Genomic DNA, 22,922 nt, shown 5'->3' with positions numbered 1-22,922 from the left:
CACGCCCTGCGGCCGAGTCCGCATCATCGCAGCGCGCGACACTCTGAGTCTCATTCAGATCAACGGCTCGCAGGACAGGTGCTAGCCGCGGTGTCCCTGTGACCGGCTCTCCTCGCGCACGGCGTTGATGACGTCGGCGTCCCACCGGTGCGTGCGGATGAGCCGGTACCGCTCCGCCGCCACCCACATGTAGGCCTCGGTCTCGGTCCGGTCGCCGATCATGTCGGCCTGCCGCAGCATCGCCACGACCGGCCGGTACTCGTCGGCGTACCAGCGGCGGGCGACCTCGCCGCGGTCGAGGAACTGGCCCGTGTCCTGCATGAGCCGGAACCCCCACGCCTCGACGTGCTCGCCGAGGCGGGCGTAGTCCCACGGGTCGGACAGGACCACGGCGGCGCGGGACTCGCCGGACAGCGGCACCCGGTCCAGGAACAGGCGCCGGTAGTCCTTCACGATCAGGTCGCCGCGGTACCGGATGCCGGAGGAGTTGAGCCTGGTGATCACCTGCGTCACGTAGGCGTCGATCACCGTCAGGCCCAGCGCGTGCGCGACGGACACGCGGTGGTGGCCGTCGATGATGAAGTGCAGCTCGCCGATCCGGTACACCTCGATCGGCGGGACGTTCTCGCCGCGCCGCGTGGCCAGGGCGAGTCGCTGCCACCGCTCGCGGACGCGGCCGGAGGTGGGGCGGAAGCGGCGGTCGAAGTCGCGGGTGCGGTCGACGCTGCCGACGATCGAGTCCAGGCGGATCGACTGCAGGCCCAGGCGCTTCTCGGACGCCATGCCCAGCGCCTCCACGACCTCGTGGAACGGCAGCATGATGTTCACGTCGTCGGGCTCGCGGCGCAGCCAGGCCGCGAGGCGCGACATCACCTGGCGGCGGCGGGCGCGCTGGAAGTCGTTCTCGGCGTCGGCGACGGGGAAACCGGTGTCACGTCTCATCGTGCGCTCCCGCTATGTCCAGCACCTTGTACCCGACGACGTTGATCACGCGGGTCGCGTCCAGGACGCGGTCCGGGCGCGGCACGCCGTGCGGATGAATGTGGCCGTGCAGCATGAACGAAGGCTGCAACCGCGAGACGAGCCCGCGCAAGCACTCGAAGCCGCGGTGCGGTGCGTCGGGTTCGTCGCCGCAGCCGAGCGGCGGTGAGTGGGTCAGCAGCACGTCCACGCCACGTCCGTCCCGCAGCCTGCGCCACCCGGCCAGCCGGGACACCCGGCGGGCACGGCGGGCCTGCTGCCGTTCCGTCCACTGGTTCGGGCCCTTGTTGTAGCGGATCGAACCACCGAGGCCCGCGATGCGCAGGCCGGCGACGTCGACCACGCGTTCGTCCGCGTTCACCGCACCGGCTGGTCCTGGCCAGCGCACCGGGACGCCCGCCTTGGTCCACAGGCCGCGCACGTTCGAGTAGCCCGACAGGTCGGCGTCGTGGTTGCCGGGGACGAACACCAGCGGCTTGTCCAGGGCGTTGGCCAGGTGTTCCAGGTAGTCGAACGGCAGGTCACCGGCCGCGACGACGAGGTCGACGCCGGCGTGCTGGTGCACCTGGTCCGTCCACAGCTGTTCGACGATCTCGTCCGCCACCGCGAGCACCCGAACCATTCGGCCAGCTTAGGAGGCACGCGGGGGCCCCGCGTTCCCCTGGAGGAAACGCGGGGCCCCCGCGTTCCCCGGAGAGGTAACGCGGGAGCCCCGCGTTACCTCGAATGGGCCGATGGCGGAGATGACGCGGGACAGCGCTGCCGTTAGCGTTGACGCCGTGCTTGCGCAGCTGTTCGCCGCGGCCGCTCACGGATGCCGCGACCGCAGTCCGCTGACCCAGCGACTCCTCACCGACGCCGCCGACGACCTCGGCCGGGGCGGCGTCACGGCCAGGATCATGGCGGGCTCCGAACGCGACCGGGAGGGCACCGTGCCCGGTCTGCGGTTCGCGGGCGCCGTGCACCGGCTCGTGCTCGAGGGGCGCGCGCCCGGCCTCGCGAAGCACTACCCGTCCGTCGGCGGCCAGCCGCACCTGCCGACGCTCTGGGAGGACGCGCTGCCCGCCCTCGACGAGCACGCCGACCTGCTCCGGCAACGCGTGCAGGCCACGGTCGTGCAGACGAACGAACCCGGCCGCAGCGCGCCTCTCTACGGCGGCCTGATGGTCGCCGCGCAGGAGGCCGCGAAGGCCGCCGGCCGGCACGTGCCGTTCTGCGTGCGGCTGCTGGAGGTCGGTGCGAGCGGCGGGCTCAACCTGCGCCCGCACCACGTCGGCTACCAGCTCGAGGACACCGTGCTCGGCGACCCGGACAGCCTCCTCGTGCTCGACCCGAGGTGGACCGGCAGGCCTCCCGCGGACCTCAGCCACCGGCTGCGCGTCGTCGGCAGGGCCGGCTGCGACCTCAACCCGATCGACGTGTCCACAGAGGACGGACGGCTGCACCTCAGCTCGTTCGTCTGGGCCGACCAGCTCGACCGGTGGAACCGGCTGCGGGACGCGCTCGACCTGGCCGCCACGGACCCGGTGCGGGTCGAGCGGTCGGCGGGACCGGAGTGGCTCGCGAGACAGCTCGCCCGCGCCGAACGCGACGTGCTCACCGTCGTGTGGCATTCCGTGGTGTGGCAGTACGTCTCGCCCGCCGACCGGGCGATGGGCAGGGCCGTGCTGGCGGACGCGGCCGCGAAGGCGACGCCCACGACACCGTTGGCACTGCTGGTGTTCGAGCCGCGCCGCACGGACGACCCGGACGTCGAGTACCGGTTCGAGCTGCTGCTGAAGCTCTGGCCGGCCGGGATCTCGCTGAACCTCGGGCACGGCCAGGGGCACGGCATGCCGTTCACCTGGAACGTCACCCCGTGGGAGTGATCACCGCGTTCACCACGTAGCGCCCGTCCTGCTCCACGACGGGCAACGCGAACTCCGAACGGGTGCCGTGCCGCGTGTACCGCACGACGACCGCGCCATCGCGGTAGAAGCCGTTCTCCACCTGTGCGTTCTGGAAGTGCTCGACCGTCGACTGCGCGACATCCTCACCGCCGACCGCGAGCAACGGCTCCAACTTGTGGAAGTCGTGTGCTCGCAACGCGTTCGTCACCTCGGTGGCCAGCTGGTCCGGCGACTCCTCGCCGGGCTCCGGCCAGGTCGCGATGGAGACGACGATCATCGTCAGCCAGCCCGCGGCGAACACGAGGATCCAGAACCGGAGGTCGGTCAGCCGGCGGTGCACGTCAGGGCATTTCGCTGATCAGCACGAACACGGTGGTGATCCAGCAGAGCAGGAACGCGAGGATCCAGAACTTGATGTTGGTGAGAATTCTGGTCATGACAGGCCTCCAGGCGAACGATGCGGTGAAACCGGGACTACAGCCAGCGATTTCGGCGCAATATTCGGTAGAGGGTCAGGCACGCCACGAGGATCACGCTGATCACCACGGGGTACCCGTACTTCATCTTGAGCTCGGGCATGAACTCGAAGTTCATGCCGTAGATCCCGGCGATCATCGTGGGCACGGAGATGATCGCCACCCACGCGGTGATCTTGCGCATGTCGGTGTTCTGCTGCAGCGTGATCTTCGCGAGCGTCGCGTCGACCAGCGTGGTCAGCAGCTCGTCGAACGCGATGACGCGCTCGGACACCTCGGTGAGGTGGTCGTCGACGTCGCGGAAGAAGGCCCGCACCTGCTCGGGGATGAGCGGCGTGTAGCCCTCCGCCAAGCGCCGCAACGGGTTCGCGAGCGGCATGACCGCGCGGCGCAGCTCCACGACCTCGCGCTTGAACATGTAGATCTGCTCCGCGCTCACCTCGGTGCGCGGCGCGAAGACCCGTTCCTCCATGCGGTCGATGTCGTCCTCGATGTGGTCGGTGACCTCGAGGTAGTTGTCGACCACCTGGTCCGCGATCGCGTGCATCACCGCGGACGGGCCGATCTCCAGGCGCTCCGGGTCGGCCTCCAGCACGTGGCGCAGCTTGGACAGGCCGGAGTGGTTGCCGTGCCGCACGGTGATGACGAAGTCCTTGCCCAGGAACACCATGATCTCGCCGGACTCGACGATCTCGTTGGCGGTGTCGGGCGAGGGGTTGGTCACGTAGCGGACCGTCTTGAAGACCATGAAGAGCGTGTTGTCGTACCGCTCCAGCTTCGGCCGCTGGTGCGCGTGGACCGCGTCCTCGACGGCGAGCTCGTGCAGCCCGAACGTCTCCGCGATGCCCTCGATCTGCTCGGCGTCCGGCTCGTGCAGGCCGATCCAGACGAACCCGTCCTTGCGCTTGCGCACCTCTTTGACCGCGTCGGTGTGGGTCCACCGGCCCGGCAAGCGCTTGCCGTCCACGTACACCGCGCAGTCGACCACGTAGTGCGACAGCGGGACGGGGACGTGCGGAACTTGCCCTGCGGGGCCGCGCTGGGGGCCTCGTCCGCGGATCGAGGGCAGGCTGGGCATGGTGAGTTCCTCCAGGTACACACGCCGGCGTGAAGTGCGGAAGCACGACGGGGCGTCCCGACCAGAGGGAACTCGAACCTTCCAGAACGATCTAGAAAGCCACCTCGGTGAGGACGCGCTTGGTACTGGCAGGGTGGGGGTCCTTGCTCATTTGGGGGTCCTCACCTCCTCGGGGCGAAGTCACTGGTGGTGGAAATCCTCACACACCGGTTGCCGAGGGTACTCCCTCCGTGTGAAGACTGTCTCCCCACCTGAGACAGATCTCGATCACACGTAGTTGGAGGCGCGGTGCAGTTCGGTCGGTACTACGAGGAGTTCGAGGTCGGAGCGGTCTACAAGCACTGGCCCGGCAAGACGGTGACGGAGTACGACGATCACCTGTTCTGTCTGCTCACGATGAATCACCACCCGCTCCACATGGACGTGAACTACGCGGAGAACACGACGGACTTCGGCAAGAACGTCGTCGTCGGCAACTACATCTACTCGTTGCTGCTGGGCATGTCCGTGCCCGACGTCTCCGGCAAGGCGATCGCCAACCTGGAGATCGAGTCGCTGCGGCACGTGAAGCCGACGTTCCACGGTGACACGATCTACGGTGAGACCGAGGTGCTCGACAAGACGCCGTCCAAGTCGAAGGACGACAGGGGCGTGGTCTACGTGGAGACTCGTGGTTACAAGCAGGACGGCACGGTCGTGTGCATCTTCCGGCGGAAGGTCATGGTGCCGAAGCAGTCCTATGGCGAGGCTCGCGGTGGCGAGCAGCCAGGGCGCCCCGAACCTGTGTCCGGCTGATTTTGAGGAAGTGACGTGACGTCTCTGGATCTGGCACAGCAGCGGCTGCGTGCGTTCGCGGAGGAGGCCTCGGCCATCTCGCCGCTCTACGAGCACCTCGCGTCGCGGGCTGCCGCCGATCCGGAGGTCGCGGACCTGCTGACCGCCGCCGGCGAGGACGACGCCACGGGCGAACTCCTGCTGGCGGCGGCGCACCGGCTGGTGCAGGCCGAGCCGTTCCACCAGCTGTCGAACTACTACCCGTCGCTCGGCGGGACCTACGGCGCCGACGAGAGCACCTGGCCGCTGTTCCGGGACTTCGTGCTGGAGCGCGGCGACCGGATGAGAGCGCTCGTCGGCTCGCAGGTGATCCAGACCAACGAGGTGCGGCGCGCGGCGCTGCTCTACCCGGCCGTCGCGGCCGCGGCGAAGCAGGCGGGCGGGCCGATCGGGCTCGTGGAGGTCGCGACGACCGCGGGTCTGCTGCTCGGCCTCGACCAGTACTCGTACCGGTACCAGACCGCGGAGGCGGGCCAGCTCGCCGCCGGGCCCGCCAAGGCAGCGCTGGGCCTGCACTGCGCGCTGGAGCTCGCGCCGGGCGCAGTGCTGCCGAAGCTGCCCAAGACGGTCAAGGTGGCCGCCAAGGCGGGCATCGGCGTGGCACCCGCCGACCTGGCCGACGAGGACGCGTACGCGTGGCTGGAGGCGTGCGTGTGGGCCGACCAACCGGAACGGCTGCGTCTGTTCGGGGTGGCGTGCGGGGTGCTGCGCAAGAACCCGCCACGCCTCGTCACCGGCGACCCGGTCGCGGACCTCGCCAAGGCCGTCGAGCCGATCGACGCGCCGCTCGTCGTGATCACGAGCGGGTCCGGCCTCGACCTGGTGCCCGCTTTGTCGGCTTTGGGCAGGCCTGTCTGGTGGGCCGCGCACGAGGCCGGTGAGCTGGCACTCGTCCAGGTGCGGGAGGGTGAGGTCTCCAGGACTGTTCTGGCGACGACCGAGGCTCATGGGCAACGTCTCGTTTGGCGCTGAACGCCCGTCCCGAACGCGTGAACCTCGTCAGGCCCTGGGCAGGCAGTTCCAGTCTGAGAGCGCTTCCACAAGGCCGTCCGTGGTTCGCAGTGTGGCCAACATCGCACTGTCCACCCAAGCGACATCCGATGCGTCGTCGCCCGCACGGAGCACACCCGACGTGACCTGGCATTCGTAGTCGAAGATCTCGAAAACCCCGTTCGGGGCGGCCCGCTCGACCATGCCGACGAGCCGGCCGACGGTGACGGAGAGTCCCGTTTCCTCCGCTAGTTCCCTAGTCACGGCCGTCTCGTCCGTCTCGTCCGGCTCCACGCGCCCGCCTGGTATCGACCACATGCCCTCACCTGGAGGATTGGCGCGTCGCACGAGCAGTAGTCGCCCGTTCGAGTCATGCACGATGGCTCCGACGCAACGGGTCGTGCGCTTGCTGCCGGTCGTCACGAACACGAAGCGTAGTCACACCGGAACGGCGGTGCTGTCCACTACCCCGGCTGCGGTACAAATCTCCCAAGGTGCTGAATCGTGCTGTACAACGGTCACGAACGGCGCCAAACGGGTGCGACGCGGACGGGGTGGACACCGTGAACTTGAAGAAGATTCTCACTTTCGCTGGAATCGCCTTGCTGCTCTTCTTCCTCATCGCGGAGCCCCAGCAGGCGGCTCAACTCGTGCAGAACATCCTCAACTCGCTGCGAACTGCGGCCGAGGCCCTGATCACCTTCGTGCGACAATTGTTCTAGTCCTCCGGGTCACCCCGGAGAGCAGGGACAGGGCACTGGTCGGCACCAGGAAAGGGCTGGTAGCGCATGTTCGCACCACGTGATCCGGACGACTACCTGCTGTCGAGTGAGCGTCGGGTCATCCGTGTGCGCAGGCACTGGTCCTACCTGATCTGGGACGTCCTGGAGGCGGCGGCGCTGCTCGCCGGCTTCATGATGATCTCGTACCTGCTCCCGGCGGACGCGGGAGTGATCCAGAACGTGCTGTGGTACGGAGCGCTGCTGGTCCTGCTGCGGCTCTCCTACTTCATCATCGAGTGGTGGGTGGAGCGCATCGTCGTCACCGACAAGCGCTTCATGCTGACGTCGGGCGTCTTCGAGACCAAGGTCGCGATGATGCCCATCAGCAAGGTCACCGACCTCACCTACGAGCGCACCGTGGCCGGGCGCATGTTCGGCTACGGCACGCTCATCGTGGAGTCGGCGGGTCAGATCCAGGCGTTGAACCGCCTGGAGTTCCTGCCGGATCCCGAAGAGGTCTACGACGCCATCTCGGAGCTGACCTTCGGCGACAAGAAGGCCCAGGCCGAACGCTTCTCGATGATCAAGGCCCAGCGTGCCGCGCGCGGGAAGAAGATGGTCCCGTAACACTGGTCGTGCACCTCGTCGTCCACACTGGACGTCGTGGTCATCGATCTGCACACCCATTCGTCCGAGTCCGACGGCACCGACAGCCCCGCCGACCTGGTGAGGGCGGCGTCCCTCGCGGGACTCGACGCGGTGGCGATCACCGACCACGACACGGCGGCCGGGTGGGCGGAGGCCGCTGCGGCGTTGCCGGCCGGGCTGCGGCTCGTGCGCGGAGCCGAGCTGTCGTGCTCCTCGGCCGACGGCTACGGCCACACCATCACCGTTCATCTGCTGGCGTACCTGTACGACCCGACGCACGTCATGCTGATGAAGGAGCAGTCCCGGCTGCGCGAGGAGCGGCGGCACCGGCTGCGGAGGATGGCCGAGATGATGCAGGCCGACGGGTTCCCGATCGACCCGGTCGACCTGATGTCGCGCCTGCCGTTCGACGCGCCCGCCGGACGGCCGCACCTCGCGCAGGCGTTGATCCGTGCCGGGGTGGTGTCGTCGGTCGACGAGGCGTTCGCGACGTTCCTGACCGGCGGCCAGTACTACGTGGGCCGCACCGACACGCCCGTCGAGCGCGCGATCGAGATGATCACCGAGGCCGGTGGCGTCACCGTGCTCGCGCACCCCTTCGCCCGCTCCCGCGGCCCCGTCGTGGCGCCGGTCGTCGTGCGCGCGCTGGCCGAGGCCGGTCTGGCCGGGGTCGAGGTGGACCACCCGGACCACGACCCCGAGACGCGGCACTCGTTGCGGCTGCTCGCCGACGAGCTGGGCCTGATCGTCACCGGGTCGAGTGACTACCACGGCACGAACAAGACGGTGCGGCTCGGCGCGGAGACGACGGCTCCGGAGATGCTGGATGCTCTGGCCGAGAGGGCGACAGGCGGCAAGATCCTCGTCGGTTAGGGCGGTGTCCCCGTGTTCAACGTGCGGCTCTTCATCGAGGCCTCGATCACGCTGTTGGTGATCATGGACCCGCCCGGGACCGTGCCCGTGTTCCTCGGGCTGGTGGGCCGCAAGTCGCGGGAGGCGCGCAAACGGGCGGCGCGGCAGGGCGTGCTCGTATCGTTCCTGGTGATCACGCTGTTCGCGGTCGCCGGCAACTCGATCCTCGCGTACATGCACATCGGCATCCCCGCGCTGCAGGGCGCGGGCGGGCTGCTGCTGTTGCTGATCGCCCTCGACCTGCTGACGGGCAAGGGCGCCACGCAGCACCCCGAGGTCGAGGACGTGAACATCGCCCTCGTGCCGCTGGGGACGCCGCTGCTGGCCGGACCCGGCGCGATCGCCGCGACGATCGTGTTCGTGCGCCAGGCCGGTGGCGACTGGGGTTCCTACCTCGCGCTGGCCGCGGCGATCGTGGCCGTGCACCTCTTGCTGCTGGGGACGCTTCGGTCCGCCGGGCTGCTCATCAAGGTGTTCAAGGAGAGCGGGATCCTGCTCATGGCGAAGATCGCCGGTCTGCTGCTGGCCGCGATCGCCGTGCAGCTGGTGGCGTCGTCCGTGCAGGGCTTCATCGCTTCGGGTGGCTAGTGGCTAGTGGTGTGGCTCGGAGCGTTGCCGGGCGAATTCGCGGTCAGACGTGCCGCGAGGCGCCCTGCTGAGCGTGAATTACCCAGCCCACGTTCCGAGCCACGCCACTAACGTTCGATGTGCGCGCTGTCGCCGTCGATGATGATGGGGCGCTCGATCAGGCTCGGGTTCGCGACCATGTGCGCGATCCACTTGGCGCGGTCGTGCTCGAGGAGCTTCGGGTACGCCGGCTCCTTGGTGCGGGCGATCTCCCACGGCTGCTTGCCCAGCAGCGTCAGGACGTGGTCGAGCTCCTCGGCGGTGGGGGCGTCGTCGAGGTAGCGGCGTTCGGTGTACACGACACCCTCGTCGTCGAGGCGTTGCTTGGCGGCGCGGCTCTTGGAGCAGCGGGGGTTGTGCCAGATCTCCATGCGCCTCATTTTCTGTCAGGGGTGCTGAGTAACTTGGCTGGGGTGGAACAACTCGGCTTCGACTTCGGCACCGCCGCACCGCGCCGGCTCGTGCGCGTCACGCCCGCGAAGCTCGCGACGTGGACGGACTGCCCGCGTCGCTTCCGGATGACGTACCTCGACCGGCCCTCGCCCCCGCGCGGCGGAGCCTGGGCGCACAACACGCTCGGTGCCGTCGTCCACAACGCCCTGAAGGCGCTCTTCGACCTCCCGGTGGACCGGCGCACCCCTGAGCAGGCCGTGGCGCTGGTGAACCGGCAGTGGAAGTCCGAGGGCTTCCGCGACGTCGACCAGGCCGCCGAGTACCGCGCGCGGGCCTGCGGCTGGGTGCACGAGTACGTGTCGTCGCTGGACGTCGACTTCGAACCACTCGGCGTCGAGCGCTGGGTCTCGTCCCCGACCGAGCGCATCGTCGCCGAGGGCCGGGTCGACCGCATCGACTACCGCGACGGCGAGCTGGTGATCGTCGACTACAAGACCGGCCGCCACGTCCTCACCTCCGACGACGCCCGAGGCTCCCAGGCGCTGGCCCTGTACGCGCTGGCCGCCCGCCGCACCCTGCGCAAACCGTGCCGTCGCGTCGAGCTGCACCACCTGCCGTCCGGCTCGGTCGCGGTGTGGGAGCACACGGAGGAGTCGCTGGCGCGGCACGTCCGGCGGGCCGAGGAGGCGGCGGACGAGATCGACCTCGCCTCGCAGACGCTGAAGGCCGGCGGCGACCAGGAGATCCTGTTCCCGCCGGTGACGGGGCGGCAGTGCCAGTGGTGCGACTTCCGGCGGAGCTGTGCCGAGGGGCAGGCGGCGGCGCCGTCGCTGGAGCCCTGGGCGCTGCTGGCCCCGTGAGCGTGCGGGCGAGTGCAATCGCGAGGAGGGGGCCGGGTGTGCGGCTTTCGTCGTAGCGGTCTCTGCGGCGACCGGGTCATGACTGCTCGCGCACCGTCGGCCCCGTAGGGTGGCGGGAGTGGAAGTGGAAGCAGCGAAGCGGCCGTCGCGGACCTACGGATTCCTGCGCGCCGTGAGCGGTGTGCTCGCGGTGGGCATGGTGCTGCTCGCCCTGGGCAACATCGGCGTCCAGTTCTACGCGAACTCCCGCGGCCTGCCGGGCCCCGGCACGTTGTCGGTCATCGCGCACGTGGTGGCGGCGCTGCTGGTCGTCGCCGGCCAGATCGTGGCCGACCGGTACGCGGACTGGAAGGCCCCGGTCGCGTCGCTGGGGGTGTTCGTGGTGAGCGCGGCGACGCTGTGGACCTTCTGGTGGGCTTAGCCCTGCCGGGTCGGCTGACCCCCGGCTCGCGCCTGGCCTGCTGGGCGCTCACGGCGGGACCGCCTACGACGACAGCCAGGCCCGCCAGGTCGGCAGCAGCGTGGCCATGAGGTCGAGCGGCGCCTCGGTGTTCGGGGAGTGCATGACGCCGGGCAGGACGGCGAAGTCCGCGTCCAGCCGTTCCGCCATGTCGCGCTGGGCGGCCGGGCTCCACGCGTCGTCCGCGTCGCCGCACACCACCAGTGCCGGGGTGCCCGACGACCGCAGCGCGCGGGCCAGTTTGGCGACCTGGTCCGGTTCGTGGCGCAGGCCGTTGCCCATGCCGAGCAGCGCCGCCGCCGCCGACTTGAGGAACCTGGCGCGGTAGAAGTCCTTCAGCTCCTGCGGGAGTGCCGCGTACGCGGGGTTCTGCGAGGCGCGCAGCTCGTTCAGCTTCTGCGTGCCGCCGACGCCCTGCTCGGCCAGCACGTGCTCGCCGACCTCCAGCACCGTGCGGCGTTCGCCCGCGGGCAGTTCGGACGGGCCTGACGACATCAGCGTGAGACCCGCGATCGGGGCGCCCGCGAACACGGCCGCCCTGGACACCAGGCCGCCGTAGGAGTGGCCGAGCAGCAGCACCTTGCGGCCGTCGGCGGCGATCTTGCCGATCAGCTCGGCGATCACCGAGCCCAGCGGGCCCGGCCGGTAGAGCGCCTCGTCGTCGGGGCCCGGTGAGTCCTGCTGGCCGGGCAGGTCGATCGCGACGACCTCGAAGCCCGCGTCCGCGATCGGGTCGAGCATCGGTGCGAAGTCCTCTTTGGACCCGGTGTACCCCGGAACGAGCAGCGCCGTCGTGCGCATCGCGTCGTCGCCCATTGCGGGCGCGCGCAGCGCCGCGATCGTGCCGTAGCGGCCCGGTAGGTCGACGCGGTGCGCCCGGTGCGGGCTGATCTGCGAGTACACGGACGAACTATCGCAGTGCGACCAGGGTTCCGCCACGCTGCTCGAGCACGACGGGACCGGCTGTGGCGAGTTGCACAGGGCCGGTGTGGCCTTCGCGGTTCACCGGGATCGTGCCCACGACCTGGCCGGTGGCCTGCTCGAACACCCGCAGGCCGTCCCGCACCGGGATGACGGCGCGGCCCGCGAGTGTCGTGCCGGCGCCCAGCGTGCCCTCGGCGGTCCACAGTGGAGTGAGCGTCTCCAGCGACAGCGCGATCGTCTTCGAGCCGGTGAACCAGAAGGCGTTCGTCTTCGTCGAGAACACGCGCGTCACGTGGTTCGGCGGGTCGGTGAAGTCGGCCTCCGGCACGTCGATCGGCACCTCGCTGACCTGGTTGCCGGTCTCCGCGTCGAAGAGGAGCAACCGGCTCGGGTTCGGCACCGCCACCGCGACGAGCTTCTCCGTGATGGCGACGACCTGCGCGTTCTTGGCGCCGGTCAGCACGCTGCCGAACACCTTCGGCTCGTCGGACTTGTCCGGGTTCGGCTTGAGGATCGTGATGCGGTCCGAGGCGTCGTCCGGGCAGCGCTCGACCATCGCGAACCTGCCCGTCGTGACGACCATCGAGCCGTACGTGCAGCCGACGCGCGGCTGCTTGCCGGGGTTCACGATCGCGCGCAGGCTGCCGTACTCGAGCGAGCGCACCAGGTCGTCGCGCCGGTAGACCTCGACGAACTTCGACCCGGTGGTGATCAGGTGCGAGCCCTCGTTGAGCAGCGCGGTGCCCGGTTCGGCGTCGCCGTTGCGCTGCGCCCGGCGCTCGCCGGTGACGCCGTCGAGCGAGGTGAGCTCGGAGCAGTTCGTGCCCTTCGAGTACAGGGCCATCGCGCGGCCCCAGGCCGTGCTCACCACGCACAACGGCAGGTCGCGCTTGTACGTCCACCGCACGTCACCGGTCAGCGGGTCGCGCCCGTTGACCTCGCCGCCGTCGCCGGTGACGACGATCGACGGCTTCTCCTCGCCCGTGTCCTTCGCCGCGGTCTGCACGACCACGGGGGACAGCGACGCGCCGCTGTTCGCCCGCCACACCTCGGCGAGCGACGGCGGCAGCGCCGTCACCTCGGGCAGTTGCTCCCACGACGACGGCCCGGTGACCGACGTCGTGGCGCGAGCATCGCTGAACGCCCAGGTCAGCACGGATGCGGTGACCGACGCGACCGCGATCAACGCGATCGCGACGAAGTCACGGCGCGTGCGCCAGGAGCGGGCGGGCGGACGTTCCTCGACGGGCGCGGTCTCGTGCGCGGGCTCGTCGAGGACGTCCTCGATGTCGGTGACGTCGGAACCGGGGGACGACATGTGATCAGTCTGCCGAAGGAGCGGCCTGTTCGGCAGAGGTTCGGCGGCGACGACGCCGGCGCGGCTTGTCGGACGCGGACTCGTCCGCCGCGTCGGCAGCCTGCTGGTCCGCCTGCTCGCCCTCCTGCGTGACGCCGGCGCGGCTGCGCGTGCGTGAACGGGAGCGCTTCGGGCGCGTCTCCTCGTTCGCCTCCGCCTGCTCGGCACCGCCGGGGGTGGAGCCGGAGCCGGAGCCCGTGCGACGGCTGCGGCGCTTGCGCTTGCCGCTGTCGAGGTTCTCCTCCTCTTCGGCGTCGAGGCCCGCACGGGTGCGGTGGCTCAGCGGCAACCGGCCGGTGGAACCGGACGGAATGCCCAGGTCGGCGTACAGGTGGTCGGACGTCGAGTACGTCTCCACCGGCAGCGGCTGACCGAGACCGAGCAGGTCGTTGACGGACGCCCAGCGCGCCGTCTCGTCCCAGTCGACGAACGTGACGGCGACACCCGTGCGCCCGGCACGGCCCGTGCGGCCGATGCGGTGCACGTACGTCTTCTCGTCCTCGGGGCACTGGTAGTTGATGACGTGCGTCACGTCGTCGATGTCGATGCCGCGCGCCGCGACGTCGGTCGCCACCAGGACGTCGACCTTGCCGGCGCGGAACGCCCGCAGCGCCTTCTCCCGCGCGCCCTGGCCCAGGTCGCCGTGGACGGCGGCCGCGGCGAACCCGCGTTCGGTCAGGTCGTCGGCGACCTTCTGCGCGGTCCGCTTGGTCCGCGCGAAGACCATCGTCAGGCCTCGGTCACGGGCCTGCAGCGCGCGGGCCAGCATCTCCGGCTTGTCCATCGAGTGCGCCCGGTAGACGAACTGCGAGGTGTTCTCGTGCGTCTGACCTGCGTCGTTCTCCTCGGCGCGGATGTGCGTCGGCTGAGTGAGGAACGTGCGGGCGAGCGTGATGATCGGGCCCGGCATGGTCGCCGAGAACAGCATCGTCTGACGCTGGTCGGGGACCATGGTGAGGATGCGCTCGATGTCGGGCAGGAAGCCCAGGTCGAGCATCTCGTCGGCCTCGTCGAGCACCAGCATGCGGACCTTGCCGAGCACCAGGTGGCGCTGTTCGGCCAGGTCGAGCAGGCGGCCGGGCGTGCCGATCACGACGTCGACGCCCTTGCGGAGCTGCGCGATCTGCCGCTCGTAGGGGATGCCGCCGTAGATGGCGGCGACCTTCACGCCGAGGTGCTTCGCCGCGTCGGTGAGGTCGTGCGCGACCTGGAGACACAGCTCACGGGTGGGGACGACCACCAGGGCCTGCGGGGTGCCGTCACCGGGCGTCTCGACGCGGTGCAGCAGCGGCACGCCGAACCCGAGGGTCTTGCCCATGCCGGTGCGTGCCTGGCCGATGACGTCGTCGCCGGCGAGTGCGATGGGGAGCGTCAGCTCCTGGATGGCGAACGTGCGGACGATGCCGGCCTCGCTGAGTGCCCTGACGATCTCGGCACGCACTCCCAGCTCGGCGAACGTGGGGGATTCGGTCTGCACCGGCGCGTCTGCCAGCAGCGGGTGCGACGTGTCCTCTTCGGGAACTCCGGCCTCGCTGTGTTCCAGCGCGACCGGGTCCAGATGTGTTTCTACTTCAGCGGTCAGGATGATCAGCCTCTCTCGTACCAAGCGCGTACGAGCCCTGGCCGGGCCTCTCGACCGCGCTCGAGTGAGCAGCTGCGGGAAAGGTGTACGCGCACCATTATGCGCCTGCCCAAGAAGAAAATTGGGCAACAGCGTGGTCGTCACACTCGTCACGCCGGGCGTCCGTCCCCATTCTACCTGGCAGGACGCGATTGACCACTAGAGTTCGCTGTCATGGGTGTTGCGGAGGGTGTTGTCGATCTTCTGGGAGCGCTTGCATATGGCGAGCTCTCGGCGTTCGACCGGATGACTGAGGACTCGCGGACGGCGCCGACGCTGGCGGGTCGAGCGGCGTTGGCGCAGATGGCCGCCGCGGAGATCGGTCACTTCACGCTGTTGCAGAAGCACCTCGCCACGGAGGGCATCACCGTCGAGGACGCGATGGCGCCGTTCGTGAAGGGCTTCGACGCGTTCCACGAGTCGACGAGCCCCAAGTCGTGGCTCGAGTCGCTCGTGAAGGCGTACGTGGGCGACGGGCTGGCGGCCGACTTCTACCGCGAGATCGCCGAGTGGCTGGACGCGCCGACCAAGGAGCTGGTGCTCGCCGTGCTCGCCGACACGGGTCATTCGGCGTTCGCTGAGCGCGAAGTTTTGGCCGCCGTCGGGTCGGATCCGCGGGTCCGCGACCGGCTCGCGCTGTGGGGCCGGCGGCTGCTCGGCGAGGCGTTGACGCAGGCCCAGTACGTGGTGGCGGAGCGGGACGGGCTGGCGGAGCTGATCATCCGGGGGTCCGGCGACCTCGCCGGGATCGGTCAGCTGTTCCGGCGGCTCCAGCAGTCGCACGCGCGGCGCATGACGCAGCTCGGTCTCGGCTAGTGCGGCGACCACTAACCGTCGTCAGGCGATTTTCGCTGTTCAGACGGGTGCATCGCGGCACAGACCCCCGCCCCTCATAGTGGACATATGGGGGGCGGGGGTCTGTGCCGCGAGGTGCCCTGCTGAGCACCGGAAGCGTCTGACGATGATTGTGGTCGCCGCACTAGGTAGGCTCGGCCCTAGATTTTTCTCTTGAGCACGGAGGTCAGCGTGGAGGTCAGGATCGGCGTCGCCGACAGCGGGCGGGAACTCGTCGTGACCAGTGAGCTCAACCCGTCCGAGGTCGAAGCCCTGGTCGCGGACGCGGTGTCCGGCAAGTCCAGCGTGCTGTCGCTGGCGGACGCCAAGGGTGCGCGTTTCGTCGTGCCCGCTGGCCGCGTCGCGTACGTGGAGATCGGCCCGCAGGACTCGCGCAAGGTCGGGTTCGGCGCCTGAGTCGTCAGCTGAAGAAGCCCCGGCCAGCGTTCTGACCGGGGCTTCTTCGCGTCAGTGGGCCGCTGGTTCCTCGATCCGGTACGGCGGCGTCGAGATGCCGCCGACCCGGTAGCGGCCCCACGGGTCCTGGTCGGTGAGCGTCCCCTCGGCCTCGCCGGTGGGGGTGCGCAGCAGCGCGGTCCGCGCACCGCCCTCGACCCGGCTCGTGACGTCGTCGTTCTTCTTCACCCGGCCGTACCAGTGGTAGCGGCCGTCGATCGGCTGGAAGTAGCCGCGTACCTCGACCTCGACGGCCACCTCGTCCTCGCCGAAGACGAGGGTCGCGGGACCCGTGTAGCCCTCTTCGTCGTGCTCGTGCTCGCTCATCAGTCCACCAATCGCAGCGGGGTGAGGGGCATTTCCGGGTCTGCCTGGACGCCGGCCGAGCGGAGCAGCCCGTCGATGGCGTGCCAGATGATCGTGGCGAGGTAGTCGCTGAGGTTCGCGCGGGACATGGTCTGGCGTTCGAGCCACCAGTCGCCCGCGTTCTGCACCATGCCGACGAGCGCGTGCGCCCACGGCTCGGCGCCGCCGGAGTCCATGTCGAACGCGCGCAGGTAGTCGCCGAGGATCCGGGCCAGCGTGGTCGCGATGAGGTTCTTGTCCTCGGCCACGACGTCCTTCTCGACCGGGCGGTCCACGAAGGACCCCTTCACCACGAACCGGTAGAGGTTCGGGTTCTCCTCGATCACCGACAGGTAGGCGTCGACGATTCCCTCGATGCGGCCGCGGATCGGCCCCTCGGCCAGGAGCGCGGGTCCCATCCGGTCCATCAGCAGTTCGGTGGCCTTCTGGCCGACCGCCAGGTACAGGTCGGACTTGTCGGTGAAGTGCCGGTACAGCACGGGTTTGCTGACGCCCGCCTCCGCGGCCACGTCCTCCATGCCGACGTCCGGGCCCTTCCTGGCCACGGCGGTGATCGTCGCCTCCACGAACTCCGCCCTGCGCTGCTCGCGATGCCCCTTCCACCGCTCACGTCGCGCGTCCGGCCCCTTGACAGTGCGTGCCATGTGACGCACGCTACCAGAAGTAACCGTTACCTCAAGTAACACTTATCGGGGAGGGCAATCGATGAGGGTCGCCGATCGGGAGAAGACAGCGGAGAGGCTGCTCAAGTCGTCCGCCGAGAAGTTCTACGACCCCGAGGTGGACATCGACTGGTCCGCACCTCTGGTGGAAGGCCTCTTCTACATCCCTGAACAGCGCATTTCGCTCTACGGCACGCCGCTCTACGACTCGCTCTCCACCGAGCAGCGCATCGAGCTGTCCAAGCACGAGCTGGCGTCGATCGCGTCCGTCGGGCTGTGGTTCGAGCTGCTGCTGATGCAGATGCTGGTCAAGGTCGTCTACAACACCGACCCGACCACGCGGCACGCCCAATACGCGCTGACCGAGGTCGCCGACGAGTGCCGCCACTCGACGATGTTCGCGCGCCTGGTCGAACGGATCGGCTGCCCCGCCTACGGGCCGACGAGGCACACGCACCGGCTGGGCAAGCTGCTGCCGGTCATCGGCTACGGCCCCGCGATGTACGGCTCGATCCTCGTCGCCGAGGAGATCCTCGACCGGTTGCAGCGCGAGGCGATGAACGACGAGACCGTCCAGCCGATCGTGCGGATGGTCAACCGCATCCACGTGCTGGAGGAGGCGCGCCACGTGCGGTTCGCCCGCGAGGAGCTGCAGCGCGGGATGGCCGAGCTGAAGGGCTACGAGAAGCCGTACCAGAAGTGGCTGATCGGGTACGTGTCGATGATGATCACGCGCGCGATCATCAACCCGCAGGTGTACGCGGCGGTCGGGCTGGACGTGCGCGAGGCGCACCGCCAGGCGCTGGGCAACCCGAAGTTCCAGGAGACCATCCGCTGGTCGGGGGAGCGGATCATGTCGTTCCTGGACGAGACCGGACTCGTGGGAAGGCCGGGGATGCGCTCATGGCGTCGCTCGTTCTTGATCGGCTGAACGTCGTCACGTCGGGGCCTTCGTCGGCCGGCGTGACGGCCGTTCTGCTGCACGGCTGGACGATGGACCTCACGACGTGGGACCGGGTGGCGGCTGCGCTGCCCGGCCGGGTGGTGCGGTACGACGTGCGTGGTCACGGGCTTTCGTCCGGCACCGGGACCGGGACGATCGCGGACCTGGCCGACGACCTGGCGGCCGTGCTGGACAAGCACGTTCCCACCGGACGCGTCGTGCTGGCCGGCCACTCGCTGGGCGGCATGACGATCATGGCGCTGGCCGAGCAGCGGCCCGAGCTGTTCTCGCGCGTGTCGGGCGTGGCGTTGATCGCGACGTCGTGCGGCGACCTGCCCCGGCCCAGCGGTGTCGAGCGGCTCGCGGGGAAGTGGCTGGTCAAGCGGCCGAAGGTCGGGTTCGGCCGGGTGATCGCGCCGGGGCTGCGGGTGACGTTCGGGCGGCGGCCGTCGTGGGCCGACGTGCGGGCCGCGGCGGCGATGGCCGGCAACACCTCCGGTGAGGCGTTCGTCGGCATTCGGGAGGAGCTGACGCTGCACCAGCGCCGGGAGGCACTGGCTGTGTTGTCGGACATCCCGACGGTGGTCATGGCCGGGTCGTGGGACGTGCTCACGCCGATGCGGCACTCGCGGGTGCTGGCCGAGGCGTTGCCGGGCGCGCAGTTCGTGATCTATCCGAAGACCGGGCACATGTTGCCGCTGGAGCGGTCGGAGGACGTCGCGAGACGAATAGCCGCCCTGATGTGAACGAACGAAAGGGGGTCCGCCGGTGCACCGGCGGACCCCCTTTCAACGTTGTCAGTGCTGCAGCGGGAAACCGCCACCGATGCCGCGCCACGCCAGGTTGGAGATCAGCGCGACCGCCTCCTCCTTCGGCACGCGCCGGTTGTCGGCGAGCCAGGACCGCGCGGTGACCTGCGAGAGGCCGACCAGGCCCACGGCCAGCAGCCGGGCGCGTTCCTCGTCCAGGCCCGCGTCCGCCGTGATGGTCTCGGTGATCGCGTCGACGGAGTCGGTCGTGGCGCGCTCGACGGCGGACTGCACGGCCGGCTCGGAGCGCAGGTCGGACTCGAAGACCATCCGGAACGCCTGGCCCTCGCCGTCCACGAAGTCGTAGAAGGCGGCCACGGCGGCACGGACGCGCAGCTTGTTGTCGGTCGTGGAGCCGATTGCGGTGCGCACGCGGCCGACGAGCTCGTCCACATGGGACTCGAGCAGCGCCATGTAGAGCTCGAGCTTGCCGGGGAAGTGCTGGTACAGCACCGGCTTGGACACGCCCGCGCGTTCCGCGATCTCGTCCATCGCCGCGGCGTGGTAGCCGTTGGCGACGAACACGTCCTGCGCCGCTGCGAGTAGTTGCGCGCGGCGGGCGGTACGCGGCAGTCGAACGCCCCTGCCAGCGGGTGCGCTCTGCGCCGTCTCCGTCATGGTGCCTCCAGCACGAGTGATTCGGCCGTCGGAAAGGGGTTGCCAGACCGCGGCCCGACCGCAACCTTACTCGCTGGTAGCCCACATCCGGGAACCAACCGGACGTTCTTTCCCGCATCCTGGTTTGGTGAGCACGCAGATTCCCGCCCCGTTGTCCACCGTCGAACTGCCGCCGCTGGACAAGTCACAGACGCCGTGGCCAGGTGAGTTTTGCCAGGTGGACGGCCATGAGGTGCACGTCAGGGTGACGCCCGGCGAGGGTCCCGCCGCCGTGTACGTGCACGGTCTTGGCGGGTCCGCGACGAACTGGACAGATCTCGCGGCCCAGCTCCGGGACCACGTCAGCGGCTACTCGATCGACCTGCCGGGGTTCGGCCGGTCGGAGCCGATCCCCGGCTACGACTTCAGTCTCGCCACGCACGCCCGCACGGTGATCAAGTACTTGGAAACGCTCTCACAGCCCGTGCACCTGTTCGGCAACTCGATGGGCGGCGCGATCTCGGTCATCGTCGCCGCGAGCAGGCCGGACCTCGTGCGGACGCTGACGCTGGTCTCGCCGGCCGTTCCCGACCTCAGGCCGCGGCTCGACCGCATGTCCGACCCGCGGATGGCGCTCACCGTCCTGCCGGTCATCGGCGCGAAGGTGCGCCGCGAGCTCGCGAAGATGACGGCGCACCAGCGCACCAAGCAGATGCTCGAACTGTGCTTCGCCGATCCGAGCGTGGTGCCCGACCACCGCATCGAGGAGTCGATCAAGGAGAACGAGGAGCGCGCCCGGCAGCAGTGGGCGGGCAACGCGCTCAACCGCAGCACGTTCGGGCTGATGCAGAGCTGGCTCATACCGGGCCCGAAGTCGTTGTGGCGGCTGTTGCCGCTGGTCAAGGCGCCGACGCTGGTCGTGTGGGGCGAGAACGACCGGCTGGTCAGCGCGCGCAAGGGTCCCCGCACGGCGCGGTCGCTGCCGAAGGGCCGTCTGCTGGTGCTGCCCAAGACCGGCCACGTCGCCCAGATGGAGCGGCCCGCCACCGTCGCCAGGGCCGTGCTCGGCATGTGGGAGGCGGTCGACCGACACACATGGTGACGAACAACGGCCGTGCGGGTGATGTGGGACCCTGGGCGACGTGAATCGCGCCCCCGAGCGAGGCCGTACGGCTCCGCCAGCCGACCGCTACCGCCGCGGCGAGCGCCGGACCAGCGCGGAACCGCTCGCGGCCGCCTGGGAACCGGAGGGCACCCAGGCCATGCGGAGACCCCGCGGGCACAGCGGTGTGCGGAAGCTCGTCGCCCACTACGGCTGGCGCATCTACGCGATCCCGGTGCTCCTCGTGCTGACCGCACTGGTGGTGCTCGACACGGTCCAGCCCAAGTCGCCCGCGTCGGGTGACGGCAGCACGACGGCCGCCGAGACGTCCGCCAGCGCGCCGGAGCCGCCGCCGTCCGAGGTGCCGGGCCAGAAGCCGCAGCTCACCATCCCGACCGCCGAGCTGCCGGCGGGCCCGGACTTCTCCCAGGACGGCGTCGGCACGTTCAAGGCGATCGCCGGCAGCGGCCCGCGGATCGGCGAGGCGACCGCGCAGAAGTTCCGCAGGTACGCGATCGCGATCGAGGACGGCGTGAAGCCGGCCGACTACAACGACGACGCGGCGGCGTTCGCGCGCACGGTCGACGGGTTCCTGTCCGACCCGCGCAGCTGGATCGGTACCAAGACGGTCGCGTTGCAGCGGGTCGAGGCGGACCAGAACCCGGACTTCATCGTCGCCCTGACGACCACGAAGACGACGCACGCGCTCTGCGGCAAGGAGATCCCGTTCGAGACCTCGTGCTGGCACCCGCAGACCAAACGCGTCGTCATCAACGTCGCCCGCTGGGTGCGCGGCGCCATGGTCTACGGCCGTGACCTGGCCGGATACCGCAACTACGTGATCAACCACGAGGTCGGCCACGCGCTGGGCAGCGGCCACGCGGCCTGCGCGGAGAACGGCGCGCCGGCCCCCGTGATGATGCAGCAGACGTTCGGCGTCGCGAACGACTTCGTGGCGCAGCTCAACGCGGGCCAGGACGTCGTGCCGGCCGACGGCAAGGTGTGCACGCCGAACGCGTTTCCCGCAGGCTGAGACGGCTTTCCAACCGGGAAGAGTCGAGGCAGGGTAGACGTTGTCTCGGACACGGAGACATTCGTCGAGGAGGACCAGCATGGCGCTTCCGCCGCTCGTTGAGCCAGCCGCGGAGCTGACCAAGGAAGAAGTAGCGCGCTACAGCCGGCACCTGATCATCCCGGACGTCGGGGTGGACGGGCAGAAGCGGCTGAAGAACGCGAAGGTGCTCGTCGTCGGCGCGGGCGGCCTGGGCAGCCCGGCACTGCTGTACCTGGCCGCGGCCGGGGTCGGCACGCTCGGCGTCGTCGACTTCGACGTCGTGGACGAGTCGAACCTGCAGCGCCAGGTCATCCATGGTCAGTCCGACATCGGCCGCCCCAAGGCGGAGTCCGCGCGGGACTCGGTCGCCGAGATCAACCCGTTCGTCAAGGTCGTCCTGCACCAGGCGCACCTGAACTCCGAGAACGCGCTGGAGATCTTCCGCGACTACGACCTGATCCTCGACGGCACGGACAACTTCGCCACGCGGTACCTGGTGAACGACGCCGCGGTGCTGCTGGGCAAGCCGTACGTCTGGGGCTCGATCTTCCGGTTCGAGGGCCAGGTCAGCGTCTTCTGGGAGGACGCGCCGAACGGCCAGGGCCTCAACTACCGCGATCTCTACCCGGAGCCGCCGCCTCCCGGCATGGTCCCGTCGTGCGCCGAGGGCGGCGTGCTGGGCGTGCTGTGCGCGTCGATCGGCTCGATCATGGTCACCGAGGCGATCAAGCTGCTCACCGGCATCGGCGACCCGCTGCTGGGCCGCCTGATGGTCTACGACGCGCTGGAGATGTCGTACCGGACCATCAAGATCCGCAAGGACCCGGAGTCGCCGAAGATCACCGAGCTGATCGACTACGAGGCGTTCTGCGGTGTCGTGTCCACGGACGCGCAGCAGGCGGCCGCGGGCAACACGATCACGCCGCTCGAGCTCAAGCACAAGCAGGAGTCCGGCGAGGACTTCCTGCTGGTGGACGTCCGTGAGCCGCACGAGTACGAGATCGTGAAGATCCCGGGCTCGGTGCTGATCCCCAAGGATAGGATCCTTTCGGGTGAAGCGTTCTCGGAGCTGCCGCAGGACAAGCCGCTGGTGCTGCACTGCAAGTCCGGCGCCCGGTCCGCGGAGGCCCTGGCGGCGCTGCACAAGGCGGGCTTCTCCGACGCCGTGCACGTCGGCGGCGGTGTGCTGGCGTGGGCCCGCGAGGTCGACCCCAGCCTGCCGACGTACTAGACGTCATGGGTGCATTCGGGTGCTTCGGTGCCCGAATGCACGTATCAGCTGATGCGCTGTTCGGGTGGCGGCGCGAATCACGGCGTGTCGTGATCC

General features: G+C 69.6%; 28 protein-coding genes. 16 read left to right on the top strand and 12 right to left on the bottom strand.

Annotation, left to right across the window (positions count from 1 at the left end; all coding sequences use genetic code 11):
* Positions 1-81 precede the first annotated feature (81 nt).
* Both ACRSBM_RS35590 and ACRSBM_RS35585 read right to left on the bottom strand, forming a co-directional pair.
* The gene (locus ACRSBM_RS35590; RefSeq protein WP_434450531.1) at positions 82-942 is read right to left on the bottom strand and encodes a chromosome partitioning protein ParB; all 861 of its coding nucleotides are present in this window, start codon (positions 940-942) and stop codon (positions 82-84) included.
* The gene (locus ACRSBM_RS35585) at positions 932-1,603 is read right to left on the bottom strand and encodes a metallophosphoesterase family protein (protein WP_434450529.1); all 672 of its coding nucleotides are present in this window, start codon (positions 1,601-1,603) and stop codon (positions 932-934) included. The genes ACRSBM_RS35590 and ACRSBM_RS35585 overlap by 11 nt, the downstream gene beginning before the upstream one ends.
* A 157-nt stretch (positions 1,604-1,760) precedes the next feature.
* On the opposite strand from ACRSBM_RS35585, the gene ACRSBM_RS35580 reads away from it, so the two are divergent.
* Positions 1,761-2,849 carry a DUF2332 domain-containing protein gene (locus ACRSBM_RS35580; protein WP_434450527.1) on the top strand — a complete coding sequence of 363 codons (1,089 nt, stop codon included), beginning with the start codon at positions 1,761-1,763 and terminating at the stop codon, positions 2,847-2,849.
* Here the strand turns inward: ACRSBM_RS35580 and ACRSBM_RS35575 are convergent.
* On the bottom strand, positions 2,833-3,210 hold the full coding sequence (locus ACRSBM_RS35575) for a hypothetical protein (protein ID WP_434450525.1): 378 nt from the start codon (positions 3,208-3,210) through the stop codon (positions 2,833-2,835). The two genes, ACRSBM_RS35580 and ACRSBM_RS35575, sit on opposite strands and share 17 nt — an antisense overlap.
* Before the next feature lie 134 nt (positions 3,211-3,344).
* Entirely contained in the window at positions 3,345-4,424 is a 1,080-nt protein-coding gene (gene corA, locus ACRSBM_RS35570; RefSeq protein ID WP_434450523.1) for a magnesium/cobalt transporter CorA, read from the bottom strand.
* Between the two features lie 288 nt (positions 4,425-4,712).
* Here corA and ACRSBM_RS35565 point away from each other — a divergent pair, with 288 nt between their 5' ends.
* On the top strand, positions 4,713-5,219 hold the full coding sequence (locus tag ACRSBM_RS35565; protein ID WP_434450521.1) for a MaoC family dehydratase: 507 nt from the start codon (positions 4,713-4,715) through the stop codon (positions 5,217-5,219).
* Positions 5,220-5,234: 15 nt separating this feature from the next.
* Positions 5,235-6,230, top strand: coding sequence for a DUF2332 domain-containing protein (locus tag ACRSBM_RS35560; RefSeq protein WP_434450519.1), 996 nt, complete (start codon positions 5,235-5,237; stop codon positions 6,228-6,230).
* Positions 6,231-6,257: 27 nt separating this feature from the next.
* On the opposite strand, the gene ACRSBM_RS35555 is transcribed toward ACRSBM_RS35560, so the two are convergent.
* On the bottom strand, positions 6,258-6,671 hold the full coding sequence (locus tag ACRSBM_RS35555) for an NUDIX hydrolase (protein ID WP_434450517.1): 414 nt from the start codon (positions 6,669-6,671) through the stop codon (positions 6,258-6,260).
* Between the two features lie 140 nt (positions 6,672-6,811).
* On the opposite strand from ACRSBM_RS35555, the gene ACRSBM_RS35550 reads away from it, so the two are divergent.
* From ACRSBM_RS35550 to ACRSBM_RS35535, 4 genes are all read left to right on the top strand, one after another.
* On the top strand, positions 6,812-6,970 hold the full coding sequence (locus ACRSBM_RS35550) for a hypothetical protein (protein ID WP_170067890.1): 159 nt from the start codon (positions 6,812-6,814) through the stop codon (positions 6,968-6,970).
* Positions 6,971-7,036: 66 nt separating this feature from the next.
* Complete coding sequence (locus ACRSBM_RS35545; protein WP_434450515.1) at positions 7,037-7,597, top strand: PH domain-containing protein; 561 nt, start codon at positions 7,037-7,039, stop codon at positions 7,595-7,597.
* A gap of 36 nt (positions 7,598-7,633) precedes the next feature.
* Positions 7,634-8,491 (top strand): PHP domain-containing protein, encoded by an 858-nt coding sequence (locus tag ACRSBM_RS35540; protein WP_434450513.1) that lies wholly within the window; start codon positions 7,634-7,636, stop codon positions 8,489-8,491.
* A 12-nt stretch (positions 8,492-8,503) separates the two neighbouring features.
* On the top strand, positions 8,504-9,118 hold the full coding sequence (locus ACRSBM_RS35535) for a MarC family protein (protein ID WP_434450512.1): 615 nt from the start codon (positions 8,504-8,506) through the stop codon (positions 9,116-9,118).
* A 107-nt stretch (positions 9,119-9,225) separates the two neighbouring features.
* On the opposite strand, the gene ACRSBM_RS35530 is transcribed toward ACRSBM_RS35535, so the two are convergent.
* Positions 9,226-9,528 carry an ArsC/Spx/MgsR family protein gene (locus ACRSBM_RS35530; protein ID WP_434450510.1) on the bottom strand — a complete coding sequence of 101 codons (303 nt, stop codon included), beginning with the start codon at positions 9,526-9,528 and terminating at the stop codon, positions 9,226-9,228.
* Positions 9,529-9,570: 42 nt separating this feature from the next.
* On the opposite strand from ACRSBM_RS35530, the gene ACRSBM_RS35525 reads away from it, so the two are divergent.
* Positions 9,571-10,410 (top strand): RecB family exonuclease, encoded by an 840-nt coding sequence (locus ACRSBM_RS35525; protein WP_434450508.1) that lies wholly within the window; start codon positions 9,571-9,573, stop codon positions 10,408-10,410.
* A gap of 118 nt (positions 10,411-10,528) precedes the next feature.
* Positions 10,529-10,831, top strand: coding sequence for a hypothetical protein (locus tag ACRSBM_RS35520; RefSeq protein WP_434450506.1), 303 nt, complete (start codon positions 10,529-10,531; stop codon positions 10,829-10,831).
* Positions 10,832-10,894: 63 nt separating this feature from the next.
* Here the strand turns inward: ACRSBM_RS35520 and ACRSBM_RS35515 are convergent, their stop codons facing one another.
* The 3 genes from ACRSBM_RS35515 to ACRSBM_RS35505 are packed head-to-tail and all read right to left on the bottom strand — an operon-like array spanning position 10,895 to position 14,757.
* Entirely contained in the window at positions 10,895-11,773 is an 879-nt protein-coding gene (locus ACRSBM_RS35515; protein WP_434450504.1) for an alpha/beta fold hydrolase, read from the bottom strand.
* Positions 11,774-11,780: 7 nt separating this feature from the next.
* On the bottom strand, positions 11,781-13,112 hold the full coding sequence (locus ACRSBM_RS35510; protein WP_434450502.1) for an Rv3212 family protein: 1,332 nt from the start codon (positions 13,110-13,112) through the stop codon (positions 11,781-11,783).
* A gap of 4 nt (positions 13,113-13,116) precedes the next feature.
* Complete coding sequence (locus tag ACRSBM_RS35505) at positions 13,117-14,757, bottom strand: DEAD/DEAH box helicase (RefSeq protein ID WP_434450500.1); 1,641 nt, start codon at positions 14,755-14,757, stop codon at positions 13,117-13,119.
* A 189-nt stretch (positions 14,758-14,946) separates the two neighbouring features.
* Between ACRSBM_RS35505 and ACRSBM_RS35500 the strand changes: the two genes are divergently transcribed.
* Together ACRSBM_RS35500 and ACRSBM_RS35495 are read left to right on the top strand one after the other, a co-directional pair.
* Positions 14,947-15,588 carry a ferritin-like fold-containing protein gene (locus ACRSBM_RS35500; RefSeq protein WP_434450498.1) on the top strand — a complete coding sequence of 214 codons (642 nt, stop codon included), beginning with the start codon at positions 14,947-14,949 and terminating at the stop codon, positions 15,586-15,588.
* A gap of 210 nt (positions 15,589-15,798) precedes the next feature.
* Positions 15,799-16,023, top strand: a complete 225-nt coding sequence (locus ACRSBM_RS35495; RefSeq protein WP_434453357.1) for a DUF3107 domain-containing protein — start codon at positions 15,799-15,801, stop codon at positions 16,021-16,023.
* Positions 16,024-16,074: 51 nt separating this feature from the next.
* On the opposite strand, the gene ACRSBM_RS35490 is transcribed toward ACRSBM_RS35495, so the two are convergent.
* Both ACRSBM_RS35490 and ACRSBM_RS35485 read right to left on the bottom strand, forming a co-directional pair.
* Entirely contained in the window at positions 16,075-16,389 is a 315-nt protein-coding gene (locus ACRSBM_RS35490) for a DUF4873 domain-containing protein (RefSeq protein WP_434450496.1), read from the bottom strand.
* A complete protein-coding gene (locus tag ACRSBM_RS35485; protein ID WP_434450495.1) occupies positions 16,389-17,072 on the bottom strand; it encodes a TetR/AcrR family transcriptional regulator in 684 nt (227 codons plus the stop codon). Before ACRSBM_RS35485 ends, ACRSBM_RS35490 begins: the two co-directional genes overlap by 1 nt.
* A gap of 61 nt (positions 17,073-17,133) precedes the next feature.
* Between ACRSBM_RS35485 and ACRSBM_RS35480 the strand changes: the two genes are divergently transcribed.
* Together ACRSBM_RS35480 and ACRSBM_RS35475 are read left to right on the top strand one after the other, a co-directional pair.
* Positions 17,134-18,021, top strand: coding sequence for an AurF N-oxygenase family protein (locus ACRSBM_RS35480; protein ID WP_434450493.1), 888 nt, complete (start codon positions 17,134-17,136; stop codon positions 18,019-18,021).
* Complete coding sequence (locus tag ACRSBM_RS35475; RefSeq protein ID WP_434450491.1) at positions 17,994-18,779, top strand: alpha/beta fold hydrolase; 786 nt, start codon at positions 17,994-17,996, stop codon at positions 18,777-18,779. The genes ACRSBM_RS35480 and ACRSBM_RS35475 overlap by 28 nt, the downstream gene beginning before the upstream one ends.
* Before the next feature lie 51 nt (positions 18,780-18,830).
* On the opposite strand, the gene ACRSBM_RS35470 is transcribed toward ACRSBM_RS35475, so the two are convergent.
* Entirely contained in the window at positions 18,831-19,460 is a 630-nt protein-coding gene (locus ACRSBM_RS35470) for a TetR/AcrR family transcriptional regulator (protein WP_434450489.1), read from the bottom strand.
* A 127-nt stretch (positions 19,461-19,587) separates the two neighbouring features.
* On the opposite strand from ACRSBM_RS35470, the gene ACRSBM_RS35465 reads away from it, so the two are divergent.
* The 3 genes from ACRSBM_RS35465 (at position 19,588) to moeZ (ending at position 22,826) form a co-directional block, all read left to right on the top strand.
* The gene (locus tag ACRSBM_RS35465; protein WP_434450487.1) at positions 19,588-20,541 is read left to right on the top strand and encodes an alpha/beta fold hydrolase; all 954 of its coding nucleotides are present in this window, start codon (positions 19,588-19,590) and stop codon (positions 20,539-20,541) included.
* A 40-nt stretch (positions 20,542-20,581) separates the two neighbouring features.
* Positions 20,582-21,574, top strand: a complete 993-nt coding sequence (locus ACRSBM_RS35460; protein ID WP_434450485.1) for a DUF3152 domain-containing protein — start codon at positions 20,582-20,584, stop codon at positions 21,572-21,574.
* A gap of 79 nt (positions 21,575-21,653) precedes the next feature.
* On the top strand, positions 21,654-22,826 hold the full coding sequence (gene moeZ / locus ACRSBM_RS35455) for an adenylyltransferase/sulfurtransferase MoeZ (RefSeq protein WP_434450483.1): 1,173 nt from the start codon (positions 21,654-21,656) through the stop codon (positions 22,824-22,826).
* The last annotated feature ends 96 nt before the right edge of the window (positions 22,827-22,922 follow it).

The sequence above is a fragment of the Lentzea xerophila genome, from assembly GCF_051094245.1.
GTDB classification, from domain to species: domain Bacteria; phylum Actinomycetota; class Actinomycetes; order Mycobacteriales; family Pseudonocardiaceae; genus Lentzea; species Lentzea xerophila.
This window is presented reverse-complemented; position numbering and strand designations above follow the sequence as displayed.